The 19,148-nt window shown below is 71.0% G+C and carries 20 protein-coding genes; 11 read left to right on the top strand and 9 right to left on the bottom strand.

The window, feature by feature from the left end; all coding sequences use genetic code 11:
• Positions 1-319: 319 nt before the first annotated feature.
• Positions 320-637, bottom strand: a complete 318-nt coding sequence (locus AC3FMM_RS20470) for a YXWGXW repeat-containing protein (RefSeq protein ID WP_092314860.1) — start codon at positions 635-637, stop codon at positions 320-322.
• A gap of 555 nt (positions 638-1,192) precedes the next feature.
• Here AC3FMM_RS20470 and AC3FMM_RS20465 point away from each other — a divergent pair.
• Positions 1,193-1,330, top strand: coding sequence for a hypothetical protein (locus tag AC3FMM_RS20465; RefSeq protein WP_172581802.1), 138 nt, complete (start codon positions 1,193-1,195; stop codon positions 1,328-1,330).
• Positions 1,331-1,400: 70 nt separating this feature from the next.
• Here the strand turns inward: AC3FMM_RS20465 and AC3FMM_RS20460 are convergent, their stop codons facing one another.
• Both AC3FMM_RS20460 and AC3FMM_RS20455 read right to left on the bottom strand, forming a co-directional pair.
• On the bottom strand, positions 1,401-2,669 hold the full coding sequence (locus AC3FMM_RS20460) for a cyanate transporter (protein WP_488687369.1): 1,269 nt from the start codon (positions 2,667-2,669) through the stop codon (positions 1,401-1,403).
• A complete protein-coding gene (locus tag AC3FMM_RS20455) occupies positions 2,662-3,120 on the bottom strand; it encodes a nucleoside deaminase (RefSeq protein WP_488687368.1) in 459 nt (152 codons plus the stop codon). The genes AC3FMM_RS20460 and AC3FMM_RS20455 overlap by 8 nt, the downstream gene beginning before the upstream one ends.
• 176 nt (positions 3,121-3,296) lie before the next feature.
• On the opposite strand from AC3FMM_RS20455, the gene AC3FMM_RS20450 reads away from it, so the two are divergent.
• Positions 3,297-4,196, top strand: a complete 900-nt coding sequence (locus AC3FMM_RS20450) for a LysR family transcriptional regulator (protein ID WP_115711813.1) — start codon at positions 3,297-3,299, stop codon at positions 4,194-4,196.
• Here the strand turns inward: AC3FMM_RS20450 and AC3FMM_RS20445 are convergent.
• Entirely contained in the window at positions 4,175-4,363 is a 189-nt protein-coding gene (locus AC3FMM_RS20445) for a hypothetical protein (protein WP_115711815.1), read from the bottom strand. The genes AC3FMM_RS20450 and AC3FMM_RS20445 overlap by 22 nt on opposite strands.
• A gap of 273 nt (positions 4,364-4,636) precedes the next feature.
• On the opposite strand from AC3FMM_RS20445, the gene AC3FMM_RS20440 reads away from it, so the two are divergent.
• Positions 4,637-5,329 (top strand): phosphoribosyltransferase, encoded by a 693-nt coding sequence (locus tag AC3FMM_RS20440; protein WP_115711817.1) that lies wholly within the window; start codon positions 4,637-4,639, stop codon positions 5,327-5,329.
• Between the two features lie 17 nt (positions 5,330-5,346).
• Here AC3FMM_RS20440 and AC3FMM_RS20435 read toward each other — a convergent pair whose 3' ends face one another.
• From AC3FMM_RS20435 to AC3FMM_RS20420, 4 genes are all read right to left on the bottom strand, one after another.
• Positions 5,347-5,868 carry a LeuD/DmdB family oxidoreductase small subunit gene (locus AC3FMM_RS20435; RefSeq protein WP_115711819.1) on the bottom strand — a complete coding sequence of 174 codons (522 nt, stop codon included), beginning with the start codon at positions 5,866-5,868 and terminating at the stop codon, positions 5,347-5,349.
• Between the two features lie 50 nt (positions 5,869-5,918).
• A complete protein-coding gene (locus tag AC3FMM_RS20430; RefSeq protein ID WP_488687367.1) occupies positions 5,919-7,205 on the bottom strand; it encodes a 3-isopropylmalate dehydratase large subunit in 1,287 nt (428 codons plus the stop codon).
• Positions 7,202-8,251 carry a tripartite tricarboxylate transporter substrate binding protein gene (locus AC3FMM_RS20425; RefSeq protein WP_116313710.1) on the bottom strand — a complete coding sequence of 350 codons (1,050 nt, stop codon included), beginning with the start codon at positions 8,249-8,251 and terminating at the stop codon, positions 7,202-7,204. Before AC3FMM_RS20425 ends, AC3FMM_RS20430 begins: the two co-directional genes overlap by 4 nt.
• Before the next feature lie 134 nt (positions 8,252-8,385).
• Positions 8,386-9,171, bottom strand: a complete 786-nt coding sequence (locus tag AC3FMM_RS20420) for a GntR family transcriptional regulator (protein WP_018006055.1) — start codon at positions 9,169-9,171, stop codon at positions 8,386-8,388.
• 696 nt (positions 9,172-9,867) lie between these two features.
• Between AC3FMM_RS20420 and AC3FMM_RS20415 the strand changes: the two genes are divergently transcribed.
• The 8 genes from AC3FMM_RS20415 to AC3FMM_RS20380 all read left to right on the top strand — a co-directional run bounded on the left by AC3FMM_RS20415 (position 9,868) and on the right by AC3FMM_RS20380 (position 18,173).
• The gene (locus tag AC3FMM_RS20415) at positions 9,868-11,475 is read left to right on the top strand and encodes a hypothetical protein (protein WP_116313709.1); all 1,608 of its coding nucleotides are present in this window, start codon (positions 9,868-9,870) and stop codon (positions 11,473-11,475) included.
• A 181-nt stretch (positions 11,476-11,656) separates the two neighbouring features.
• Positions 11,657-12,091, top strand: a complete 435-nt coding sequence (locus AC3FMM_RS20410; RefSeq protein WP_116313708.1) for a hypothetical protein — start codon at positions 11,657-11,659, stop codon at positions 12,089-12,091.
• Entirely contained in the window at positions 12,091-12,789 is a 699-nt protein-coding gene (locus AC3FMM_RS20405) for a C39 family peptidase (protein ID WP_115682106.1), read from the top strand. The genes AC3FMM_RS20410 and AC3FMM_RS20405 overlap by 1 nt, the downstream gene beginning before the upstream one ends.
• Before the next feature lie 10 nt (positions 12,790-12,799).
• On the top strand, positions 12,800-13,729 hold the full coding sequence (locus AC3FMM_RS20400) for a flagellin (protein ID WP_115682107.1): 930 nt from the start codon (positions 12,800-12,802) through the stop codon (positions 13,727-13,729).
• A 74-nt stretch (positions 13,730-13,803) separates the two neighbouring features.
• Positions 13,804-15,234: an acetate kinase gene (locus tag AC3FMM_RS20395; protein WP_116313705.1), complete on the top strand. Its 1,431-nt coding sequence runs from the start codon at positions 13,804-13,806 to the stop codon at positions 15,232-15,234.
• Positions 15,235-15,437: 203 nt separating this feature from the next.
• Positions 15,438-15,950, top strand: coding sequence for a DUF1269 domain-containing protein (locus AC3FMM_RS20390; RefSeq protein ID WP_115682109.1), 513 nt, complete (start codon positions 15,438-15,440; stop codon positions 15,948-15,950).
• A 247-nt stretch (positions 15,951-16,197) separates the two neighbouring features.
• The gene (locus AC3FMM_RS20385) at positions 16,198-17,334 is read left to right on the top strand and encodes an ABC transporter substrate-binding protein (RefSeq protein ID WP_488687366.1); all 1,137 of its coding nucleotides are present in this window, start codon (positions 16,198-16,200) and stop codon (positions 17,332-17,334) included.
• 47 nt (positions 17,335-17,381) lie between these two features.
• On the top strand, positions 17,382-18,173 hold the full coding sequence (locus AC3FMM_RS20380; RefSeq protein ID WP_326346275.1) for an SDR family oxidoreductase: 792 nt from the start codon (positions 17,382-17,384) through the stop codon (positions 18,171-18,173).
• Between the two features lie 63 nt (positions 18,174-18,236).
• Here AC3FMM_RS20380 and AC3FMM_RS20375 read toward each other — a convergent pair whose 3' ends face one another.
• Positions 18,237-19,142, bottom strand: coding sequence for a LysR family transcriptional regulator (locus tag AC3FMM_RS20375; RefSeq protein WP_115682112.1), 906 nt, complete (start codon positions 19,140-19,142; stop codon positions 18,237-18,239).
• Positions 19,143-19,148: the final 6 nt, after the last annotated feature.

Here is a 19,148-nt window from a genome sequence, read left to right as displayed (position 1 = left end):
AAATTGGTTGCAAATCTGAAACAGATTCTATTATCTCTTGCCGGATATGACGGTTTTATAACCCTAATGAGGGGTGTCCGGAATACACCATCAGTGGTGCTGCTCCAATTATGAAACGCGCCCCGGAAATGTTGGTTGTGAAATCAATTCGGCAGATTTGCCGGCACTTCGCGCACATGGTCTAGTGCTTCTGGATGAGGCGTGGCTACCACCATGGATGAGCGCGGCGGCGCCGGCGCCACCGGCCGCGACGGGCTTGCCACCACCCATCGGTGGGGAGCAAGGCCTCAAGGCGGAATGATGGCGCCGGCCGTCCGGCTCAGCGTACCCAGCGGCCCGGGCGCATGACCCAGCCGTGCGGGCCCCGGACCCAGCGCTCGGGCACATAGCGGTAGCCCACGCGCTGCGGCTGCCAGTAGCCGCCGCGCCAGGCATAACGCCCGCCGCGGGCTTCCCAGTGGCCCGGCACCCAGACCTGGCCGCGGCGCGCGGCCGGGTGCGGCTCGTAGCGCGGCGGCGGCGGCGGATGGCCGTAGCCGCGGGCGACCGGCGCCTGGTGGGCTTCGGCGGGGGCGGTCAGGCCGAAGGCGCCGCCCGTGGCAAGGACGGCTGCAGCAAGCAGGAGTTGGCGTTTCATGGGAGGGCTCCTTTGGGCGGTGGCGGAATCAGTAGTGATGATGGTGGTGGCGCGGCGGCGGGCCGCCGCGCGGGGGCACCACGATGCAGGCGGAAAGCAGTGCGGCGGTGGTGGACAGCAGCACCACCAGCGTGAGGGCTCGTTTCATCTTGGCTCCTGGCGGGATCGCGTTGGACACGGTGTCAATGTAGCGGCCGGCTGCCGCGCTGCGCGCTTGCACTTGTAAGCCTGTCTCACATGGGGCCACGGCACGAGCCAGCGCCCGCCGCGTCCGCCTGCCCCTCCGGAATCCGTTGACAGGCAAGGCTTGGCGGGCAATACGGCGGACCCGTCGGTCGGCCCGCGGACACCCTGGCGAAGGTAATGTGACGTTACATGGGAAATAAATCTCGCAAGGCGGGGCTGGCTGCGTGCGCTTGCCATGGTGTCCGGCCGGGCCGGACGGCCACGCAGAAACGGGTACGCGTGGCAACGCGGCGCGTCGGCATGAGGCGCCGCCCGGACGCGATGGGCTATACCAGTGAGAAGTGGCCACGTATGCGGGAAGGAGGCGCCATGCCGGTCATGCTTATCGTGCTCGCCCTGCAATGGCTGCAGGGCCTGTCGCCGCCCGCCGCGGCATTGTTCGCCCTGCCGCAGGAGCCAATGCCGGCGGATGCCACGGCCGTGGTGGAGGCCGCGCCGGCCCGCTGACGCGGGAGCTCGCGCCGGCTGACGGCCAGACTGGTATCAGCCGCGCGCCGTCAGCGCGGCCGGGCTGGTCTCATCCAGCCTGCCGCGCGCAGCCGGCGGAGGCCGGCAACGCAAAGGAGGCGCCGTAGCGTGCCGGGTCCAGCCGCATGGTCAGCACGCCCACCACAGCCGCGCACGCCAGGTGGTACCACCAGCCCGCGGCGAAGCTGCCGGTGCGGGCCTGCAGCATGGCGGTGATCCACGGCGCCAGCGACGCCAGCAGGAAGCCGCCGCCCTGCATCACCGCGCTCAGCGCTCCTGCACTGTCGGCGTCGGGCAGGTGGTCCAGCGCCACCACCAGGTACAGCGCAAAGCAGCCGCCCAGGCCGGCGCCGCCGATCACGGCCCAGGCGTGCGGTGCGAGGTCCGGCCACAGCGCCAGCCCGGCGAAGCCGGCAACCTGCAGCGCCAGCGCCAGCGCCATCCACGCGCGCCGGTCCAGGCGGCGCGCCGCCAGTGCCGGCAGCAGCAGCGCCGCGGCGGCCTGCGCCACCGCCATCAGCGCCACCAGCGAGCCGCTGGCCGGCGCGCTCCAGCCGTGGCTCTGGTAGAACGGCGCCAGCCATGCCACCAGCGAGGCATAGCCGCCGTTCATCACGCCGAAGCTGATCATCAGCAGCCAGGTGCGCGGGCGCCGCAGCAGCGCGCGGGTCCTGCCGGCGGCGACGGGCGAGCGGCCAGACGGCGCGGCCGGCAGCGATGCCTGCTGGCGCGCCGGGCCGTGCGGCAGTGCCACCCACGCCAGAGCCAGCGCCGCCAGCGCGGGCACGGCCCACAGCGCCAGCGCCTCGCGCCAGCTGCCGGCCAGCTCGGTCACATAGGGCGAAAGCTGCGCGCCGAGCGCGCCGCCGCCCATCAGCGCGGCCGAATACAGTCCCATCACCGGCGCCACGCGCGTCGGGAACTCCTGCTTGACCAGCCCCGGGCACGCCGCCTGCACCACCGCCACGCCCAGCCCGCACAGCGCCGCCGAGGCGATCAGCCAGGTCCCGCCGGCCACGCCCAGCCGCACGGCGCAGCCGGCACCCAGCAGCGCCAGCGCGCCCAGCACCGCGGTGCGCGCGCCCAGCCGGGCGCGGATGACAGGGCCGAAGAACGCCCCCACCCCCATCAGCAGCATCGGCAGCAGCGTCAGCCACGCCATGCCCTGGTAGCTCAGGCCGGTGCCGCCGCGGATGGCGGGCGCCAGCGGCCCGACCGCGGTCAGGAACGGCCGCAGGTTCAGGCCGATGCCGGCCACGGCCGCCAGCACCAGCCAGCGCGGCGGCTGGGGCCGCACCGGGCGCGCGCCTTCAGCCACGGCGCGGGCGCACGCCGTAGAGCTGCGCGGCGGAGAGGTCGACCGGCACCCGCGTGAGCGGCAGCGGTGGCGGGTCGAGCGGCAGGCGCAGCGCCTGGTAGGCGGCCTCGCTCGACATGCCGTAGGGCGCGGCATCCTGGTTGTCGAAGGCGTAGTAGACCGCCTGCACCCCGGCCATGGTCATCGCCGCCAGGCACATCGGGCACGGATGGCCGCTGGCATAGACCACGCTGCCGCGCAGGTCGGGGCGGCCCAGCTTGCGCGCGGCGGCGCGCACCGCCTCCATCTCGGCATGGGTGGTCGGGTCGTGGCTGTGGACGATGTCGTTGACGCCGGTGGCGACGGCTTCGCCGTCGAGCACCAGCACGGCGCCGAACGGGCGCGCGCCGCGGTCACGGTTGGCCGCCGCGAGGCGCACCGCCTCGCGCATGAATTCCTGGTGAGTGGTCATGGTTGGCAGAAAAGTGGGTACATGCTCGCGTGCAACGCGGCATGGTGCATGGAGTCGGCGCGATGGCGCCCGGACGCAGGCCGGGGCATCGTGCCGAAACTCTACGCCGGCGCTTGGTAATTGGGAAATTAAATGATGAAATCGCCGGCAGTGGAAAAGCCAATGGATACGCCGCCATGCAGGACCCCCGCCTCGACCCCGTGCTGCTGCAGAGCTTTGTCGCCGTCGCCGAAAGCGGCAGCTTCACCCGTGCCGCGCAGCGCGTGCACCTGACCCAGTCGACCGTCAGCCAGCAGGTGCGCCGGCTGGAGGAGCAGCTGGGCTGCGTGCTGCTGGATCGCGGCGGGCGCTATGTCACGACCACGCCGGAAGGCGAGCGCCTGCTGGGGTATGCGCGCCGGCTGCAGCAGCTGATGGCCGAGGCCGTGGGGCAGCTGCGCCAGAGCGCCGGCCAGGGCGAGATCCGGCTGGGCGTGCCCGAGGACTTTGCCGCGCGGCCGCTGACGCCGGTGCTGGCCGGGTTTGCCGACGACTGGCCGGGCATGCGGCTGGAGGTGACCAGCGGCATGAGCCACGAGCTGTGGCAGCGCTTCCAGGACCGCGAGCTGGACCTGGTGCTGGTCAAGCAGCGCACCGGCCAGGTACAGGGGCTGGCCAGCTGGCCCGAGCCGCTGTGCTGGATCGACAGCCGCAGCCGGCCGGCGGTGGCGCGCGACCCGGTGCCGCTGGTGGCGTTCCCGGTGGGCGGCCTGTATCGCGGCGAGATGACGCACGCGCTCGACGCCGGCGGCCGGCGCTGGCGCGTGGCCTTTGTCAGCGCCAGCCTGGCCAGCATCCTGGCGGCGGTGGCCGATGGCCTGGGTGTGACGCTGCTGCCGCGGCGGCTGGCCACGGCGCACCACACCGTGCTGGAGCACGGCTGGCCCGCCGCGGTGCCGGATGTGGAACTGAGCCTGCACGCGCAGCCGGACCTGCCGGCCGCGGCGCGCGACATGGCGGCGCGGCTGGCCGCGTTGTGCGAGACCGTGATGGCGGCCGGCGCGCCGCCTGTGCTTCAGCCGAAGAATTCGTTGTAGTAGCGGGTGCAGGTGCCGGCCGGGCGGAAGGTGTAGGGCAGCTCGGCCATTGCCGCGGCTTCGAGCGAACCGAACGGAATGTCGGGAGCGGAGAGGGGGGAGACGTCTGCCGTGGCGTCGGCTTGGGAATGCGCCGTGGCGGCGCGGGCGGGGGAGGGCGTGGTCATGTCAGGGCTCATGCGATAGGCCGGGGCGGGCACGGCGGCCTGTCCGGCAATGTCGGTCTGGCGTTGTCAGCGCCAGCAGCCATCGTAATGCTGCACTGCGGCGAAGTCAGCCACCCCAGCCTCAACACACTGTTGCACGAGCGCGCCTAATGGCGCCGGAGCGCGCTGGCTCGCCTTGGAAGTGGCCCGCGGGCCGCCGCCGCCGCCAGCGCCAGGGTCTATATTTGGCGGAGGGACGCCTGCGCTGGCCGTCCTGCTCCGATGGAAACCGCCATGTCCCTGCCCCCCTGCTTTGCCGACCGCCGCGAGGCGGGCCAATACCTCGGCCGCCACCTGGCCGGACTGGGCCTTGGCGCCGCGCAGCTGGGCCAGCCGCCGCTGGTGCTGGCGTTGCCGCGCGGCGGCGTGCCGGTGGCGTTCGAGGTGGCGCGCGCGCTGGACGGCCAGCTGGACGTGCTGCTGGTGCGCAAGATCGGCGCGCTGGGTTACCCGGAACTGGCGCTGGGCGCGGTGGTGGAGGGCGATGCCGGCGGTGGCGGACCGCACACGGTGGTCAATGACGATCCCTGGGCCCGCCGCGCGGTCGACAGCGGCAGCTTCGATGCCGAGCGCGGCCGCCAGCTCGACGAGATCGCCCGGCGCCAGCAGCGCTACCGCGGCGGCAAGCCGGTGCCGGCCCGCGCCGGACGCGTGGTGATCGTGGTCGATGACGGCGTGGCGACCGGTGCCACCATGCGCGCCGCGCTCGAAGGCGTGCGCATGGCCGGCGCGGCGCGCGTGATCGCGGCCACCCCGGTGGGCTCGCAGGACGGGCTGGCCAGCCTGGCCGCGGCCGCCGACGAGGTGATCTGCCTGAACACGCCGCCCAGCTTCGGCGCGGTCGGCGCGTTCTACCTCGATTTCAGCCAGACCAGCGACGAAGAGGCGCTGGCGCTGCTGCGCGCCGCCTCCACGCCTGCGGCCTGAGCCGCTGCGCCGCGGATTCAGCCTCGGGCGCCGCGTTCGCGCGCCAGGCGCGCCTTCAGGTGCGGCACCAGCCCGCCCGCGGCCAGGATGGCGCGCAGGAACGCCGGGATCGGCTCGCACGCCGCGACGCTGCCGTCGTCCAGCCGCAACTGCGCGCTATCCAGGTCCAGCACCGCGTGCGCGCCGTCGGCCAGCCGGCTGGTGTCGGCGCAGACCAGCACCGGCAGGCCCAGGTTGATGGCGTTGCGATAGAACAGCCCGCCGAACGATTGCGCCACCACCGCCCCCACGCCCAGTTCGCGCAGCGCCTGCGGCGCCTGCTCGCGCGAGGAGCCGATGCCGAAGTTGGCGCCCGCCACCAGCACGTCGCCGGGGCGCACGCTGCCGGGAAATTCGGGGCGCACCGCGGCCAGGCAATGCCGGGCCAGCACTGGCAGCGGCGCTTTCATCAGCACGGCGGGGGCCATGGCATCGGTGTCGATGTTGTCGCCGAAGCGCCAGAGGCGGCCGGCAGGGGCGGGGGCGAAGGCAGAGGTCATGCGGGAAGTCTGTCCCGCCGGCGGCGGGCACGAGGTCAGGGGCCGCGGCGTTACTCCAGCAGCGTGCGCGGATCGGTGATGCAGCCGGTGACGGCGCTGGCGGCCACCGTCATCGGCGAGCCCAGCCACACCGCGCTGCCGGCGTCGCCCATGCGGCCCGAGAAATTGCGCGCGGTCGAGGCAATCGCGCGGCTGCCGGCCGGGAAGCGCGCCGCGCCATAGCCGGCGCAGGCGCCGCAGGCATTGGGCAGCAGCATCGCGCCGGCATCGGCGAGGATGGCGAGCGTGCCTTCCTGCTCGGCCCGCAGCTGGTCGCGGCGCGAGGCCGGCGCCACCTGCAGCGTCACGCCGGCGGCAACGCGGCGTCCGCGCAGCACGCGCGCGGCCATGCGCAGGTCTTCCAGCTTGGCGCCGGTGCAGGCGCCCAGGTAGGCGATCTGCACCGGCTCGCCGGCGGCCCGGTCGACCGGCGCGCTGTTGGCGGGCGAGTGCGGCGCGGCCACCTGCGGTACCAATGCGGCGGCGTCGAAGCGGTGCGTGGCCAGCACCGGCGCACCGGCATCGCTGCGCCAGTGGTCCAGGTCGATCGCGGCCAGCGTCTGCGCCGGCACGCCGGCCTGCGCCAGCCATTCCAGCGTGACCGCATCGGGCGCGACCAGTCCGGTCTGCGCGCCGAGCTCGGTGCTCATGTTGGTGAGCGTCATGCGCTCCTGCATCGGCAGCGCGGTGACGGCGCTGCCGGTGTATTCGAGCGCCTGGTAGCGCCCGCCGCCCATGCCCAGCGTGGCGCACAGGAACAGCATCATGTCCTTGGCGCACACCCCGGGCGCGAGCTGCCCGTCCCATTGCAGCCGGATGGTGTCCGGCACCCGCAGCCAGATCTCGCCGGTGGCGAGCACGCCGGCCATCTCGGTCGCGCCCACGCCGAACATGTAGGCGCCGAAGGCGCCGCCGGTGGGGCTGTGGCTGTCGCCGCCGACGATCAGGCGGCCCGGCAGCACATGGCCGCGCTCGGGCAGCACCACGTGGCAGATGCCCTCGGCGTCGATGAAGTGCGCGCCGGCCTGGCGCGTCCAGTCGCGCGTGAAGCGCAGGATCGATTCGGATTCGGCGTCGCCGCCCGGCACGAAATGGTCGGTCACCACCACATAGCGCGACGGGTCCCACACCCCGGTGCCAAGCTCCTGCAGCAGCGGCGCCACGCGGCGCGGGCCGCTGGAGTCGTGCGACATCGCCAGGTCGACCTGGCAGATCACCACGGAGCCGGGCTCGGCATGCGCCAGCCCGGCGGCACGGGCCACCAGCTTCTGCGCGAGCGTGGCGGGGAGGGCGCTCATTCCGGCGACGCCCCCGAATACTTGACCACGCCCGCCCAGCGCTTGACGTCCTGCTTGACGAACGCGGCGAAGGCCTCGGGCGGCGTGCCCATCGGCTGCGCGCCGTCGTTCTCCAGGCGCTTGCGCACCGCGGGGGACTCCAGCCCCTTGCGCGCGGCCTGGTACAGCGCCTGCGTGGTCTCGTGCGGCATGCCGGCCGGGCCGAACAGCCCGAACCACGCGCTCGACTCGAAGCCCTTGACGGTATTGCCGATCGGCGCCGCGCCCGGGAACTGCGGCAGCGGCGCGGGACTGGTCACGCCCAGCACCTTGAGCTTGCCCGCGCGCACGTGCGGCAGCACGTTGATGGTGCTGGCGAACATCAGGTCGCACTGGCCCGCCAGCACGTCGGTCAGCGCCGGCGAGGTGCCCTTGTACGGAATGTTGACGATGTAGGTGCCGGTCATCATCTTGAACATGTCGCCGGCCATGTGCAGCGACGAGCCGACCGAGCCGATGGCGAAGTTCAGCTTGCCAGGCTCCGAGCGCGCCAGGCGGATCAATTCGGGCACGTTGTTGGCCGCCAGGCGAGGCGTGGCCACCAGTACGCTGGGCACGGTGGCGACCAGCGTGATCGGCGTGAAGTCCTGCACCGGGTCGAACGGCAGCTTCTTGTACAGCGTGGCGTTGATGGTATGGCTGGTGAAGCTCATCAGCAGCGTGCTGCCGTCCGGCGCGCTCTTGGCGACCAGGTCGGCGGCGATATTGCCGCCGGCGCCGGGGCGGTTCTCGACCACCACCGGCTGGCCCAGCTCCTGCGACATCTCCTGGGCGATGGTGCGCGCCAGCGTGTCGGTGGTGCCGCCGGCCGGCGCGCCCACCAGGATCCGGATCGGCTTGCCGCCGGCAAGCTGCGCCTGGGACTGGCCTTGGGCCTGCGCGGCCGCCGATAGCGGCAAGGCCAGCGCGCACGCGGCCAGCGAGCCGAGCGTGGCAAGGCGCCGCATCGTGGCGCGGCGCGGAATCGAAGGCAGGCGGGTCAGGCTGGACGGACGGAATTCAGGCATGGCGGCGGTCCTCGCTCGATGTGATCAGGGATGCGCAGTATGGCGCGGAACGGGGTCCGGCGCACCCCCGCCAACGCAAGCCCGGGGCAACTCCCGTGGCGTCAATCGCGGGTCAATCGCGAGTCAATCGCGAGTCAATCGCGCAAGCCCGGGCGGGTTTCGCTCTCGACCCAGACGTTGGCGCTGTCGACGCCGGCCGGCGACAGTTCCATCCGGTACTCGTAGCGGTCCGGGCGATACTGGCCCAGCAGCAATTGCACCGGACGCCCGGACTGGTCCTTGACCACGCGCCGCACCGCCAGCAGCGCGCCGCCGACCGGCACGTCCAGCAGCGGCGCGACCACCACGTCGGCCAGCCGCGCCGACAGTACCTGGCTGGCACGGCCGAGCTTGATGCCGCCCGCTTCCAGCAAGCGCAGCACCGGGGTCTCTTCCAGCGCCTGGCGCGTGATCGGCCGCCCCAGCGCCGCCGGCAGGTAGACCGTGATGTGGGACAGCGGACGGTTGCGGTAGTGGCGCACGCGCACGATCTTCACCACCGGGTCGCCGGGCTCGATCTGCAGCGAGTCGGCGACATCGGGCGTGGCATGGACTTCATCGATCGAGATCACCTTGACCGAGGTCTTCTGGCCCATGTCGATGATGTTGTCGAGCAGGCTGGTGCCGCGCTCCTCGCCGGCCGCCGCGGCCGGGCGCACCGGATGCGGGTTGACGAAGGTGCCGAGGCCGCGATGGCGGCGCACCAACCCTTCCTGCACCAGCCGGTCGAACACGCGCCGCATGGTCACGCGCGACGCGTGGAACTGCTTGGCGAGGTCAATCTCCCCGGGCAAGGGACCCTGGCCGAAGCGGCCTTCGACGATCTGCTGGCGCAGTACCACGTAAATCTGGTGATACAGGGGAACGACGGCTTCACTCATGGTTTCCCTTGTGGAGAGATGACAAGTCTGTAATGCCTCTAATATACTTTAAATCAGACATAGGGCCTAGCGAGGATAAACGCTGAGGCGTTTCCGCGACAAGGGCCGGGTGCGGGTGCGACGCTGCGCCAAGGCGCAGCCGGGCATTGTGCCGGATTCGCTCCGTTGCCCGGGCAGCGTGCCGGCCGGCCGGTGATGCCGCCGCGATGGCCGCGGCGCGGACTTGCCCATGCCGCCAGCGTCGCGTCAAGCCGGCAATGTGGCGCGGCCCACATGGGCGGCGGCGGCGGCACCCCCGGCCGCGTGTTTCACCGCCGATACGCGGCCGGAGCATCAGGGCAAATCCCGAGCGGTCGCTGCAAGTCTTTGAAAAACACGGATTTTCTGGCTGGCCTCGAGGAGCTCCAAGAACCCGATGGGACCCCTCTGTCACAGCAATGTGACATGTCCCCGGCCGCACATCGGCGCGGGCCCATGTTGATCCGGCAAAACATCGGCCAAAACCGAGGCGCGACGCCAGGTGGCCCTTGTAATACAAGGACTTGCCGCTCCAGGTGACGAAGCTGGCACCGATTATGCGCAGGGCAGGCTGGTTTGGCAGCAAGCCTGACCGGAACCTCCGGCCGTGCGCTCATCGATGAGTTGCCGGCCAGGAGCAGAGCCGCTGTGAATGTGAAATCCTCCTGGGAGCATCGTATGAACAAGACAATGCTGGCGTCGGCGATTGCCCTCGCCTTTGCTGGTTCGGCGTGGGGTAACCCGACCAATACCAACACGGATGGCTGGAACCATCAGACCGCCACCGCCAATTCCAACCAAAGAGGTTCCGGGTCCCTGGCCAACGAGAACTCGACCTCCAACCAGGACAACTCCGATCACAGCACCAGCACCCGCACCAGCACCCGTACCACCACGGTCGACGTTGCGGTCGACAAGTCGACCAACGACTCCAACAACCGCACCAACTCCAACAACAAGACCAAGACCAACTCCGACAACCGCACCCGCCTGACGCTGGACCAGGGCGGGCTGGGCAATGCCGCCGCCAACGCGGGCAATGCCTCGTCGAGCATCGCCAATTCCTTCAACACCAGCAAGGCGATCGCGGTCAGCAAGCTCAGTGGGCAGGTCACCGGCAATACGGTCGCCAACATCGGCAATGTGGCCAAGAACTTCGGTAACGCCAACGGCGGCACCGGCTTCGGCGGCAAGGGCGGCACCGGCGGCACCGGCGGTAACGGCGCTGGCGGCAGCGGCGGTTCCGGGGCTGTCGGCGCTGCCGGTGCGACTGGCGCTGCCGGTGCAGTCGGTGCCAAGTCGTTCGCCTACAACGGCGGGGCTCGCGCCGGCGATGCCACCACGGGCAGGGCCGTGGGCGGCGACGGTGGCGATGGTGGCGCCGCGATCGGCTGGGGCGGCGATGGCGGCAGCGCCTATGGCAAGGGCGGCAGCGCGCTCAGCGCCGCGGGCAGCAAGGGCGGCAGCGGCGGTGATGCCTACGGCAAGGGCGGCGGTGCACTGAGCGCCTCGCTTGGCGCGGGCGGCCGTGGCGGCAGCGCCGGCGCGATCGGCGGCGGCGGCCTGGGTGCCAGCGGTGCCCTGGGCGGCCTGGCCGGTTCGGCCGGCGGCGCGGGCGGCAGCGGCGGCGATGCCAACGGCCGTGGCGCGGATGCCGGCGGTGCGGGTGGCGCTGGTGGCGGGTCCGGTGCGACCGGTACCAACACGGCGGGCGCGGGCACGGGCACGGGCGGCGGCGCGGGTGCCACCGGCGGTGCGGGCGGCTCCGGCAGCTCCGGCTCGGTCGCGACCGGCGGCGCCGGCAGCGGCACCGGCGGTGCGGGCGGCTCGAGCGGCGCGGGCGCGACCGCGACGGCCGGCAATGGCACGGCGACCGGCGGTGCCGGCGGCGCGCAGAGCAGCACTGGCGGTGCCGGCGGTGCCGGCGCGGCGGCTACCTCCGGGGCGGCCACCAGCGTGGCCACGAACGGCAGCAACTCCGCGGGCAACGGCGGTAACGGTGGTAACGGTGGTAACGGCGGCAGCGGCGGCAGTGGCGGTAGCGGCGGTTCAGCGACTGGCGGTACCGGTGGCACCGGCGGCGTCGGCAACGGCGGCCTTGGCGGTACCGGCGGTGCTGGCGGCTACAACCTGGTCGACGCAGGCACCTTCAACATGTCCAACACCATGACCAGCGTTGGTCAGACGGCGGCGGGCATCATGATGGCCAGCCAGAACAGCGGCGTGGCCTCGCTGGTGCAGCAAAGCGTGAACGTGCAGGCCAACCTCAACGTGGGCGGCAGGTAAGACGCGCAACGCGGCCGGACCCCGGGCTTGCGCCGGGGGCCGGCCGGCGGTTTCGCAGTCATGCCGGCAGGACCGGCGCCCGCATCCTGTGTGCGGGCGCCCGGGCCCTGTCATGCCTACGCAAGCCAAGTTGCCATGCAGCCGAGTGGAGAGAGTCGGCGCATCGGCAGGGGGGAACACCATGCAACCGGTCCGCTTCGCCGTCGGCACCTTTGCCGCGGCATTACTTGCCTGGCCAGCATTGCAGGCCCACGCGGAGCCGCCAGGGCTGGAGGCCGCCATGGCCGCGGCGCGCGCGGCCCATGGCGCGGCGCCGGAGACGGCGAGCACCAGCACGGCGCCGCCAACAGTCAGGACAACCTTGTTCGCCGGGGTGGCGAAAGCTGTTCCTGTGTCTACACTGGATGACATCCGCGGTGGCGCCGAAGTCACCGTCAACGATATGCGACTGCACGGCACCGTGGCCGACAACGCCGCGGTCAATACCTTGTCCGGCACGAACCACATCACGGAAGGCGCGTTCTCGAATGCGGCCGGGATTCCCACCGCGATCCAGAACTCGGGATCGAACGTGCTGATCCAGAACGCCACCATCGTCAACGTCCAGTTCAAATGATGAAGCCGTTGCGAATCCTGCTGGCATGTGTCCCCTGGCTGCTGGCCGGGGCGCACGTGCCCGGCGCGCAGGCCGCCGACGTCGCGCTGTACGGTCCGGTGGGCGAGCCCTACAGCGTCAGGGTCACCAGCATCCGCGAGGCGCGCTTCAAGTCCACCATCCGCCAGCAGTATGACTTCAGCTGCGGCTCGGCCGCGGTGGCCACGCTGCTGACGTACCAGTACGGCCATCCGATCAACGAGGCCACGGTGTTCCAGAACATGTACCTCAACGGCGACCAGCAGAAGATCCGCGCCGAGGGGTTCTCGCTGCTGGACATGAAGCGCTTCCTGGCCGCACTGGGCTATGAGGCGGATGGCTTCGAGGTGCCGCTGTCCAAGCTGGAAGAAACGCAGGTGCCGGCGATCGTGCTGATCGTCGAGAACGGCTACCACCATTTCGTGGTGGTCAAGGGCGTGAAGGGCGACCGCGTGCTGGTCGGCGATCCGGCGCGCGGCACGCGTGCCATGTCGCGCGAGCAGTTCGAGCGCATCTGGGACAGCCAGCTGCTGTTCGTGATCCACAACCGCACCGACCGCGCGCGCTTCAATGTCGCCGCGGACTGGCGCGTCGCGCCCAGCGGTCCTTACTGGATGGGCGTCAACCGGGACAACCTGTTCTTCACGGTCATGCCCCGCCATGGCACCGGAGATTTTTGAGGAACGCATCATGTTGCAGACTTCCTTGCCGCCCCCGGCCGTGCCACGCAGCGCCGCCTCGGCGGCCGCGGCGATGGTGCTGGGCGCCGGCCTGGCGTACGCCGGCACGGCACAGGCCGGCATGCCGCCGCAGCCCGGGGCAGCGGATGCCGCGGCGCCTCCGGCGCAGGCCGCCATGGCCGCGCGCGAGCGCGGCGACTCCCACCCTGTGGCTGCCGCGCGCGGCAGCATGGCCGGCTGGAAACCGGTGGCACATGAAAAGCTCGACGACATGCGCGGCGGCTTCGAGATGCCGGGGCTGCAGGTTTCGTTCGGTATCGAACGCGCGGTGTATATCAACGGCGACCTGGTGGTCGCTACCAGCATTAACATCCCGGACATCAGCCGCATCACTGCCGACCAGGCCGCGCGGCTCGCCGCGACGCTGGGGCCCGCCATCGTGGCCAGCACCAATGCTGCTGTGGCCAACGCGCTGGCAGGCAATCCGGTCACGGCCGACGCTGCCGCGGCGATGAATGCCAATGGCGCCGGCGCGGCGGCATCGGCTGCGGGTGGTGCTGGGGCGGGAAGCACGGCTTCGGCAGCGGCCAACGGCGGCGCCGCAGCCAGCGCTGGTGCGGCGGGAGGCGGCACGGCCGCAGCAGGTGCGGCAGGCGCGACCGGTGCGTCGGGCCCGCCGACCACAGTCGTAAGTACCGCCACGGGCCAGGTCGTCACCAACGGGTTGCTGAACGTGATCCAGAACGGCCCGGGCAATGCCGCATCGGTGGGGGCACTGGCGGGTACGCCGGTGACCGTGATCCAGAACACGCTGAACAACCAGAGCATCCGGAGCCTGATGACAATCGACGCAAGCGTCAATACGCTGCAGGCCTTCCGGTCGCAACTGGCCAACACGGCGCTGAACAATGCGCTGCTGCGGGCCGCAAGCATGAGATAGCCGTTAGCGAGGTAGCGGCAGTACAGGTCGCGGGCTCCTGCAGAACAGCCTGCCGTCCGGGGGAGGAAGACGCGATGAAGAAGCGCTCGATGCAGGGCATCCGCAATGCGGGATGCTCGACGTTGCTGTTGCTCGGCGGACTGGCGCAAGCCCAGACGCCGCCGGAGGCGGGGCCACCCGCGGCCGGACTGGAATCACTGCAGAGGGAACTCGCCGAGCAGGCTAGCCAGCTCGATGCCATGAAGCGCGCGCTGGCCGAGCAGGAGGCAGTGATCCGCGAACTGCGCAGCGTGATCGGCACCGAGGTGCTGGCCGCCAAGCGCGGCGGCCAGCGCTCCGGGCCCGGCGTGATGCCGGCCGACAACGCCACCAATGCCGCCACCGCGGCAGCGGCCGCCAGTGCCACGCAGGGCGCGCCGGGTCTGGCCAACAGTCCACAACAGGTTATGGCCCAGGGACCGCAGCCCGGGGCACAGCAAGGCGAGTCCGCCAGCCCGCAGACGGTGGCCGTGGAAGAGCCCGTGGGGCGGCCGCCCGAAAGCGACCGGCGCCCGCCCGAGGTGGCACCGCTGATCGACCAGCCCGGGGTGCTCACCGCCGAGGGCAAGCTCGTGGTGGAGCCGGGCTTCCAGTACGGCTACTCATCGAACAACCGCGTCGCGCTGGTCGGCTACTCGATCATTCCGGCCATCCTGATCGGGCTGATCGATGTGCGCGAGGTCAAGACCTCGACCTATATCGAATCGATCGCGCTGCGCTACGGCGTCACCAAGCGGTTCGAGATCGAGGCCAAGGTCCCGTACGTGCAGACCTCGGGCTCGACCATCAGCCGCGAGGTGTTCACCGGCACTGCGGTCGACAACGTGTTCAATTCCAGCGGCAAGGGCCTGGGCGATGTCGAGGCGACGCTGCGCTACCAGCTCAACTACGGCAACGAGCGCATCCCGTACTTTGTCGGCTGGCTGCGCTACAAGTCCGCCACCGGCAAGGACCCGTTCGAAGTGGTGACCGATTGCGTGACGCGCTGCGTCGGCAATACCACCGGCACCGGCCTGCCGCTGGGGCTGCCCACCGGCACCGGCTTCCAGGCGATCCAGCCCGGCATCACCTGGCTGCTGCCGACCGATCCGGCGGTGTTCTTCGGCACCTTCAGCTACCTGCACAACTTTGCGCGCAACAACGTGAGCCGCACCGTGCTGAACGGCGAGAAAGAGAACCTGGGCAAGATCGCGCCGGGCGACATCTTCGAGTTCAGCTTCGGCATGGGGTTGTCGCTCAACGAGAAGGCGTCGTTCAGTATCGGCTATGACCAGGCCATCATCTGGCCGACCAAGCAGAACGGCATGACCGTGCCCGGCTCGGTGCGCGTGACCCAGGGCACCTTGCTGGTGGGATATTCGTACCGCTTCAACAACCGCTATACGCTCAACCTGTCGGTGGGCGCGGGGCTGACGCGCGACACGCCCGACCTGCAGGTCAATGTGCGCCTGCCGATCACTTTCTGAATGCCATGATGCAGACGTGACGCGTGCCCCGCCCGGGCAGGACACGCGTGCGCGTCACATGCGCCGGCACCGTGCGCCAGCGCCGAAACGCGCCTTGCGCTGGCCCCATGAACGGCGTACAAAGAAATAACCCCGCGCCGCCAGCGGTACTTTCCGACCAGCCTCAACCTCACCGGTGGTGCGGCCTGTACAAGGAGAGAGACATGCGCAAACGCATCTTCTGGTTGTTGCCCGACCTGGCGAGTGCCCGACGCACCATGGATGACCTGCTGCTGGCCCGCGTCGAGAACCGCCACATCCACTTCGTGGCGCGCGACGGTGCCGACATGACCGGCCTGCATGAAGCCAACCTGTTCCAGACTTCCGACATCGTCCATGCGGCCGAGATGGGCCTGATGGTCGGCGGCGGCGTGGGCGTGGTGGCCGGCGTGGTGGTGGCGATGTTCCCCATCGTCAGCGACACCCCGCAGTGGGGGCTGGTCGGCGTGCTGGCGGTGCTGGGCGCGGTGTTCGGGGCCTGGGCCGCAAGCATGATCGGCAGTTCCGCCCCCAACAGCCGGCTGCGCGCGTTCGAGAAAGACATCGAGGCGGGCAAGATCCTGCTGATGCTGGACGTGCCGCGCAGCCGCGTGGAAGAAATCGAAACCCTGCTGCGCAACGCGCATCCGGAAGCCAGCTTCGCCGGCGTCGATCCGGCCGTGCCGGCGTTCCCCTGATCCGGCGCCTGCCGCCGGCTGGCGCCACCTGGCGCCGCATGTCTCTTCGCGCGCGCCCGCGCGGGCGCGCTCCGGCGCGCACCGGAACCGTCCCCCGGCTCCGGTGTGATGCCGCTGCAACACCCCCTGTTTTCCCGGTTTGCCCCCGTCGGACGCATGCGGTACCTTGCGTGACGGCGTCCGGGCCCTGTCCGCGGCGTCGCCACAGAATAACGAAAGCAGCCGTCCAGGCAGAGGGGTCGAGACAATGAAGGCGAAATGGATCGCGTGCGGCGTGCTGGCCGTCACGCTGGGGTGGGCCGCGCATACGGCCCAGGCGGAACCGGGCGTGACCCGCAGCACCATCCGCATCGGCCAGTCGGCGGGCATCACCGGGCCGGTGGCGGGCTCGGTCAAGGAGCAGATCGCCGGCGCACAGGTGTACCTGCGCACAGTCAATGCCAACGGCGGCGTCGCCGGGCGGCGCATCGAACTGGTCACCTACGATGACGGCTTCGATGCCAAGCGCACGCCCGACAACGTGCGCAAGCTCCTCGACGAAGACAAGGTGTTCGCGCTGTTCATGGTGCGCGGCACGCCGCAGAACGAAAGCATCCTGCCCATCATCGCCGCGCAGAAAGTGCCGCTGATTGCGCCGCTGACCGGCGCCATCACGCTGCACCGGCCGGTGAACCGCTACGTCTTCAACGTGCGCGCCAAGTACCAGGACGAAGTGGCGCGCGCGATCAATCACCTGGCGACCTCGGGCATGAGCCGTATCGGCATCTTCTACGCCAACGACGGCTTCGGCCGGGACGTGCTGGAAGGCTACAGCACCGCGCTGCAGGCGCGCGGCGTGCAGCCCGCGGCGACGGTCAACTTCGCCCGGCCCATGGGCGACATCAGCCAGGGCGTGGCGGCGATGCACAAGGCCAACCCGCAGGCGGTGCTGGTGATCGGCTCGGGCTCGGAGGCGGCGCGCGTCATCCGCGAGTTGCGCCGCGCCGGCAGCGAGGCGCAGTTCGTGACGCTGTCCAACAACGCTGCCGATGCCTTCATACGCGAACTCGGCGACGACGCGCGCGGCCTGATCATCACGCAGGTGGTGCCGGGCACCAACTCCAGCCAGATGACGCTGGCGAGCGAATACCGCAGCCTGGCGAAGCAGCAGGGCGTGGAGCTGTCCAACGCCGGCATGGAGGGCTTCATGTCGGCCAAGGTGCTGGTCGAAGGCCTGCGCCGCGCCGGCCCCGACCTGACCCGCGAGCGGCTGGTCGCGGCGCTGGAGGGCATGCGCGACTATGACCTCGGTGGCATCCTGATCAGCTACAGCGCCGCGCGCCACACCGGCTCGTCGTTCGTGGAGATGTCGATCGTGTCGTCGACCGGCAAGCTGATCCGCTAGCGCGCGGCGACGGGCCGGCCGCCGGCCGCTGCGGTATAGTCGCCCGCATGGCTACTCCTATCCCCTCCCCCGATTCCCGTATCCCGTTCGCGCTGCATGGCCGCGTGGCGCTGGTGACCGGCGGCGCGCAGGGCCTGGGCCTGGCGATTGCCGCCGGGCTGGCCGATGCCGGTGCCCATGTGCTGGTGGTGGCCCGCAATGCGCCGCGCGTGCACGAGGCCGTTGCCACGCTGGCGGCGCGCGGCGGCAGCGCCGAGGCGCTGGTGCTCGACATCACCGACGAGGCCGCCGTGGCGGCGGCCTTCGACCGCATCGATGCCGAGCATGGCCGGCTCGATATCCTGGTGAACAACGCCGGCGCGCGCAACCGCAGCAATATGGCGCAGCTCGATGCCGGCGACCTGCGCGCCATGCTCGAGACCAACCTGGTGGCGCCCTACGCGCTGTGCCGCCTGGCCGCGCAGCGCATGCGCCAGGGCGGCTACGGGCGCATCGTCAATGTCAGCTCGATCGCGGGCCAGGTGGCGCGCGCCGGCGACGTGCTCTATCCCGCCACCAAGGGCGGCCTGGACGCGCTCACGCGCGCCATGGCCGCCGACCTGGGCCGCCACGGCGTCACCGTCAATGCGATCGCCCCCGGCTACTTCGCCACCGAGCCGAACCAGCCCATGGTCGAGGACGCGGGCGTGGCCGAGTGGCTGCGCCAGCGCACCGCGCTGGGCCGCTGGGGCCAGCCGCAGGAAGTGGCGGGCGCGGTGGTGTTCCTGGCCTCGCCGGCGGCGTCGTATGTCACCGGCCAGGTGCTGGCGGTCGACGGCGGCTATCTCGGGCACTTCTGAGGCGCCGCACGGCGTCTTCTGCCCAAAGCGTACCCATTTCTGCGTACCGGTGCGCGTCGCGATTCAGCGCCGCGCGGGTGCCTTGCCGCCGCGGTAGAACGCCTGCAGGGACTCGATCATCGCGGCGGCGGCGGCCGAATCGCCGCGGTCCTTGAGCCGCACCAGGCAGATATCGCGCACCAGCGACGGCAGTTGCAACGGCCGGATCGCCAGCCCTTCGCGCCGGAACTGGAACAGCGCCAGCGACGGCACCGCGCTGATGCCCAGGCCCGCCTGCACCAGCGCCGCCACCGTCGCCAGGTGCTCCACCTCCATCACGCTGGCCAGCCGCAACGGATGCAGCGCGGCGTCCAGGTGCTGGCGCACGCTGGTGGTGCGCGACAGCTGGATGAACGGCAGCCCCGCCAGCATCTCCGGCGTGATGCGCCGCTTGCGCGCCAGCGCATGGTCCGCCGGGCACACCAGGTGGAAGGTGTCGCGCACCAGCGGCTCGACGCGCAGGTCGTCGTCCTGCGCCGGCGCGGGCGCCAGCGCAAAGTCGGCGCGGCCCTGCCGCACCAGCTCGATGCAGCCATCGGCCAGCTGGTCGAACAGTTCCAGCACGATGCCCGGATAGCGCGCGCGAAACTGCGCCAGCAGCGGCGGCAGGTCACCCCCGGCGAGCGAGGGCAGCGCCGCGATCGAGACCCGCCCCTTGCGCCGCTCCGCGTGCGCGCGCAGGTCTTCGAACGCGGTCTCGAAGTCGGCCAGCAGCCGGCGCGCGGTCTGCTCGAAGCGCACGCCGTCCGTGCTCAGTTCCACATGCCGCGTGGTGCGTTCGAACAGCCGGCTGCCGGCCTGCTCTTCCAGCGTCTGCACCAGCGCGCTGAAGGCCGACTGCGACAGGTGGCAGGCGCGCGCCGCGCGCGTGAAATTGCGGTAGGTGGCCAGCGCGACGAAGGCGCGCAGATGTTTCACCGACAGGTTCATGGCGCC

It is taken from the genome of Cupriavidus sp. 207A1 (assembly GCF_057798955.1).
This window is presented reverse-complemented; position numbering and strand designations above follow the sequence as displayed.

Excerpts from the sequence above, each read along its gene's own strand:
- AC3FMM_RS20470 (WP_092314860.1), bottom strand. The coding sequence starts at position 637 with ATGAAACGCCAACTCCTGCTTGCTGCAGCCGTCCTTGCCACGGGCGGC.
- AC3FMM_RS20380 (WP_326346275.1), top strand. The coding sequence starts at position 17,382 with ATGGCTACTCCTATCCCCTCCCCCGATTCCCGTATCCCGTTCGCGCTG.
- AC3FMM_RS20430 (WP_488687367.1), bottom strand. The coding sequence starts at position 7,205 with ATGAGCGCCCTCCCCGCCACGCTCGCGCAGAAGCTGGTGGCCCGTGCC.
- AC3FMM_RS20455 (WP_488687368.1), bottom strand. The coding sequence starts at position 3,120 with ATGACCACTCACCAGGAATTCATGCGCGAGGCGGTGCGCCTCGCGGCG.
- AC3FMM_RS20410 (WP_116313708.1), top strand. The coding sequence starts at position 11,657 with ATGCAACCGGTCCGCTTCGCCGTCGGCACCTTTGCCGCGGCATTACTT.
- AC3FMM_RS20400 (WP_115682107.1), top strand. The coding sequence starts at position 12,800 with ATGTTGCAGACTTCCTTGCCGCCCCCGGCCGTGCCACGCAGCGCCGCC.
- AC3FMM_RS20390 (WP_115682109.1), top strand. The coding sequence starts at position 15,438 with ATGCGCAAACGCATCTTCTGGTTGTTGCCCGACCTGGCGAGTGCCCGA.
- AC3FMM_RS20415 (WP_116313709.1), top strand. The coding sequence starts at position 9,868 with ATGAACAAGACAATGCTGGCGTCGGCGATTGCCCTCGCCTTTGCTGGT.
- AC3FMM_RS20440 (WP_115711817.1), top strand. The coding sequence starts at position 4,637 with ATGTCCCTGCCCCCCTGCTTTGCCGACCGCCGCGAGGCGGGCCAATAC.
- AC3FMM_RS20425 (WP_116313710.1), bottom strand. The coding sequence starts at position 8,251 with ATGCCTGAATTCCGTCCGTCCAGCCTGACCCGCCTGCCTTCGATTCCG.
- AC3FMM_RS20405 (WP_115682106.1), top strand. The coding sequence starts at position 12,091 with ATGAAGCCGTTGCGAATCCTGCTGGCATGTGTCCCCTGGCTGCTGGCC.
- AC3FMM_RS20465 (WP_172581802.1), top strand. The coding sequence starts at position 1,193 with ATGCCGGTCATGCTTATCGTGCTCGCCCTGCAATGGCTGCAGGGCCTG.
- AC3FMM_RS20445 (WP_115711815.1), bottom strand. The coding sequence starts at position 4,363 with ATGACCACGCCCTCCCCCGCCCGCGCCGCCACGGCGCATTCCCAAGCC.
- AC3FMM_RS20435 (WP_115711819.1), bottom strand. The coding sequence starts at position 5,868 with ATGACCTCTGCCTTCGCCCCCGCCCCTGCCGGCCGCCTCTGGCGCTTC.
- AC3FMM_RS20420 (WP_018006055.1), bottom strand. The coding sequence starts at position 9,171 with ATGAGTGAAGCCGTCGTTCCCCTGTATCACCAGATTTACGTGGTACTG.
- AC3FMM_RS20375 (WP_115682112.1), bottom strand. The coding sequence starts at position 19,142 with ATGAACCTGTCGGTGAAACATCTGCGCGCCTTCGTCGCGCTGGCCACC.
- AC3FMM_RS20385 (WP_488687366.1), top strand. The coding sequence starts at position 16,198 with ATGAAGGCGAAATGGATCGCGTGCGGCGTGCTGGCCGTCACGCTGGGG.
- AC3FMM_RS20395 (WP_116313705.1), top strand. The coding sequence starts at position 13,804 with ATGAAGAAGCGCTCGATGCAGGGCATCCGCAATGCGGGATGCTCGACG.
- AC3FMM_RS20450 (WP_115711813.1), top strand. The coding sequence starts at position 3,297 with ATGCAGGACCCCCGCCTCGACCCCGTGCTGCTGCAGAGCTTTGTCGCC.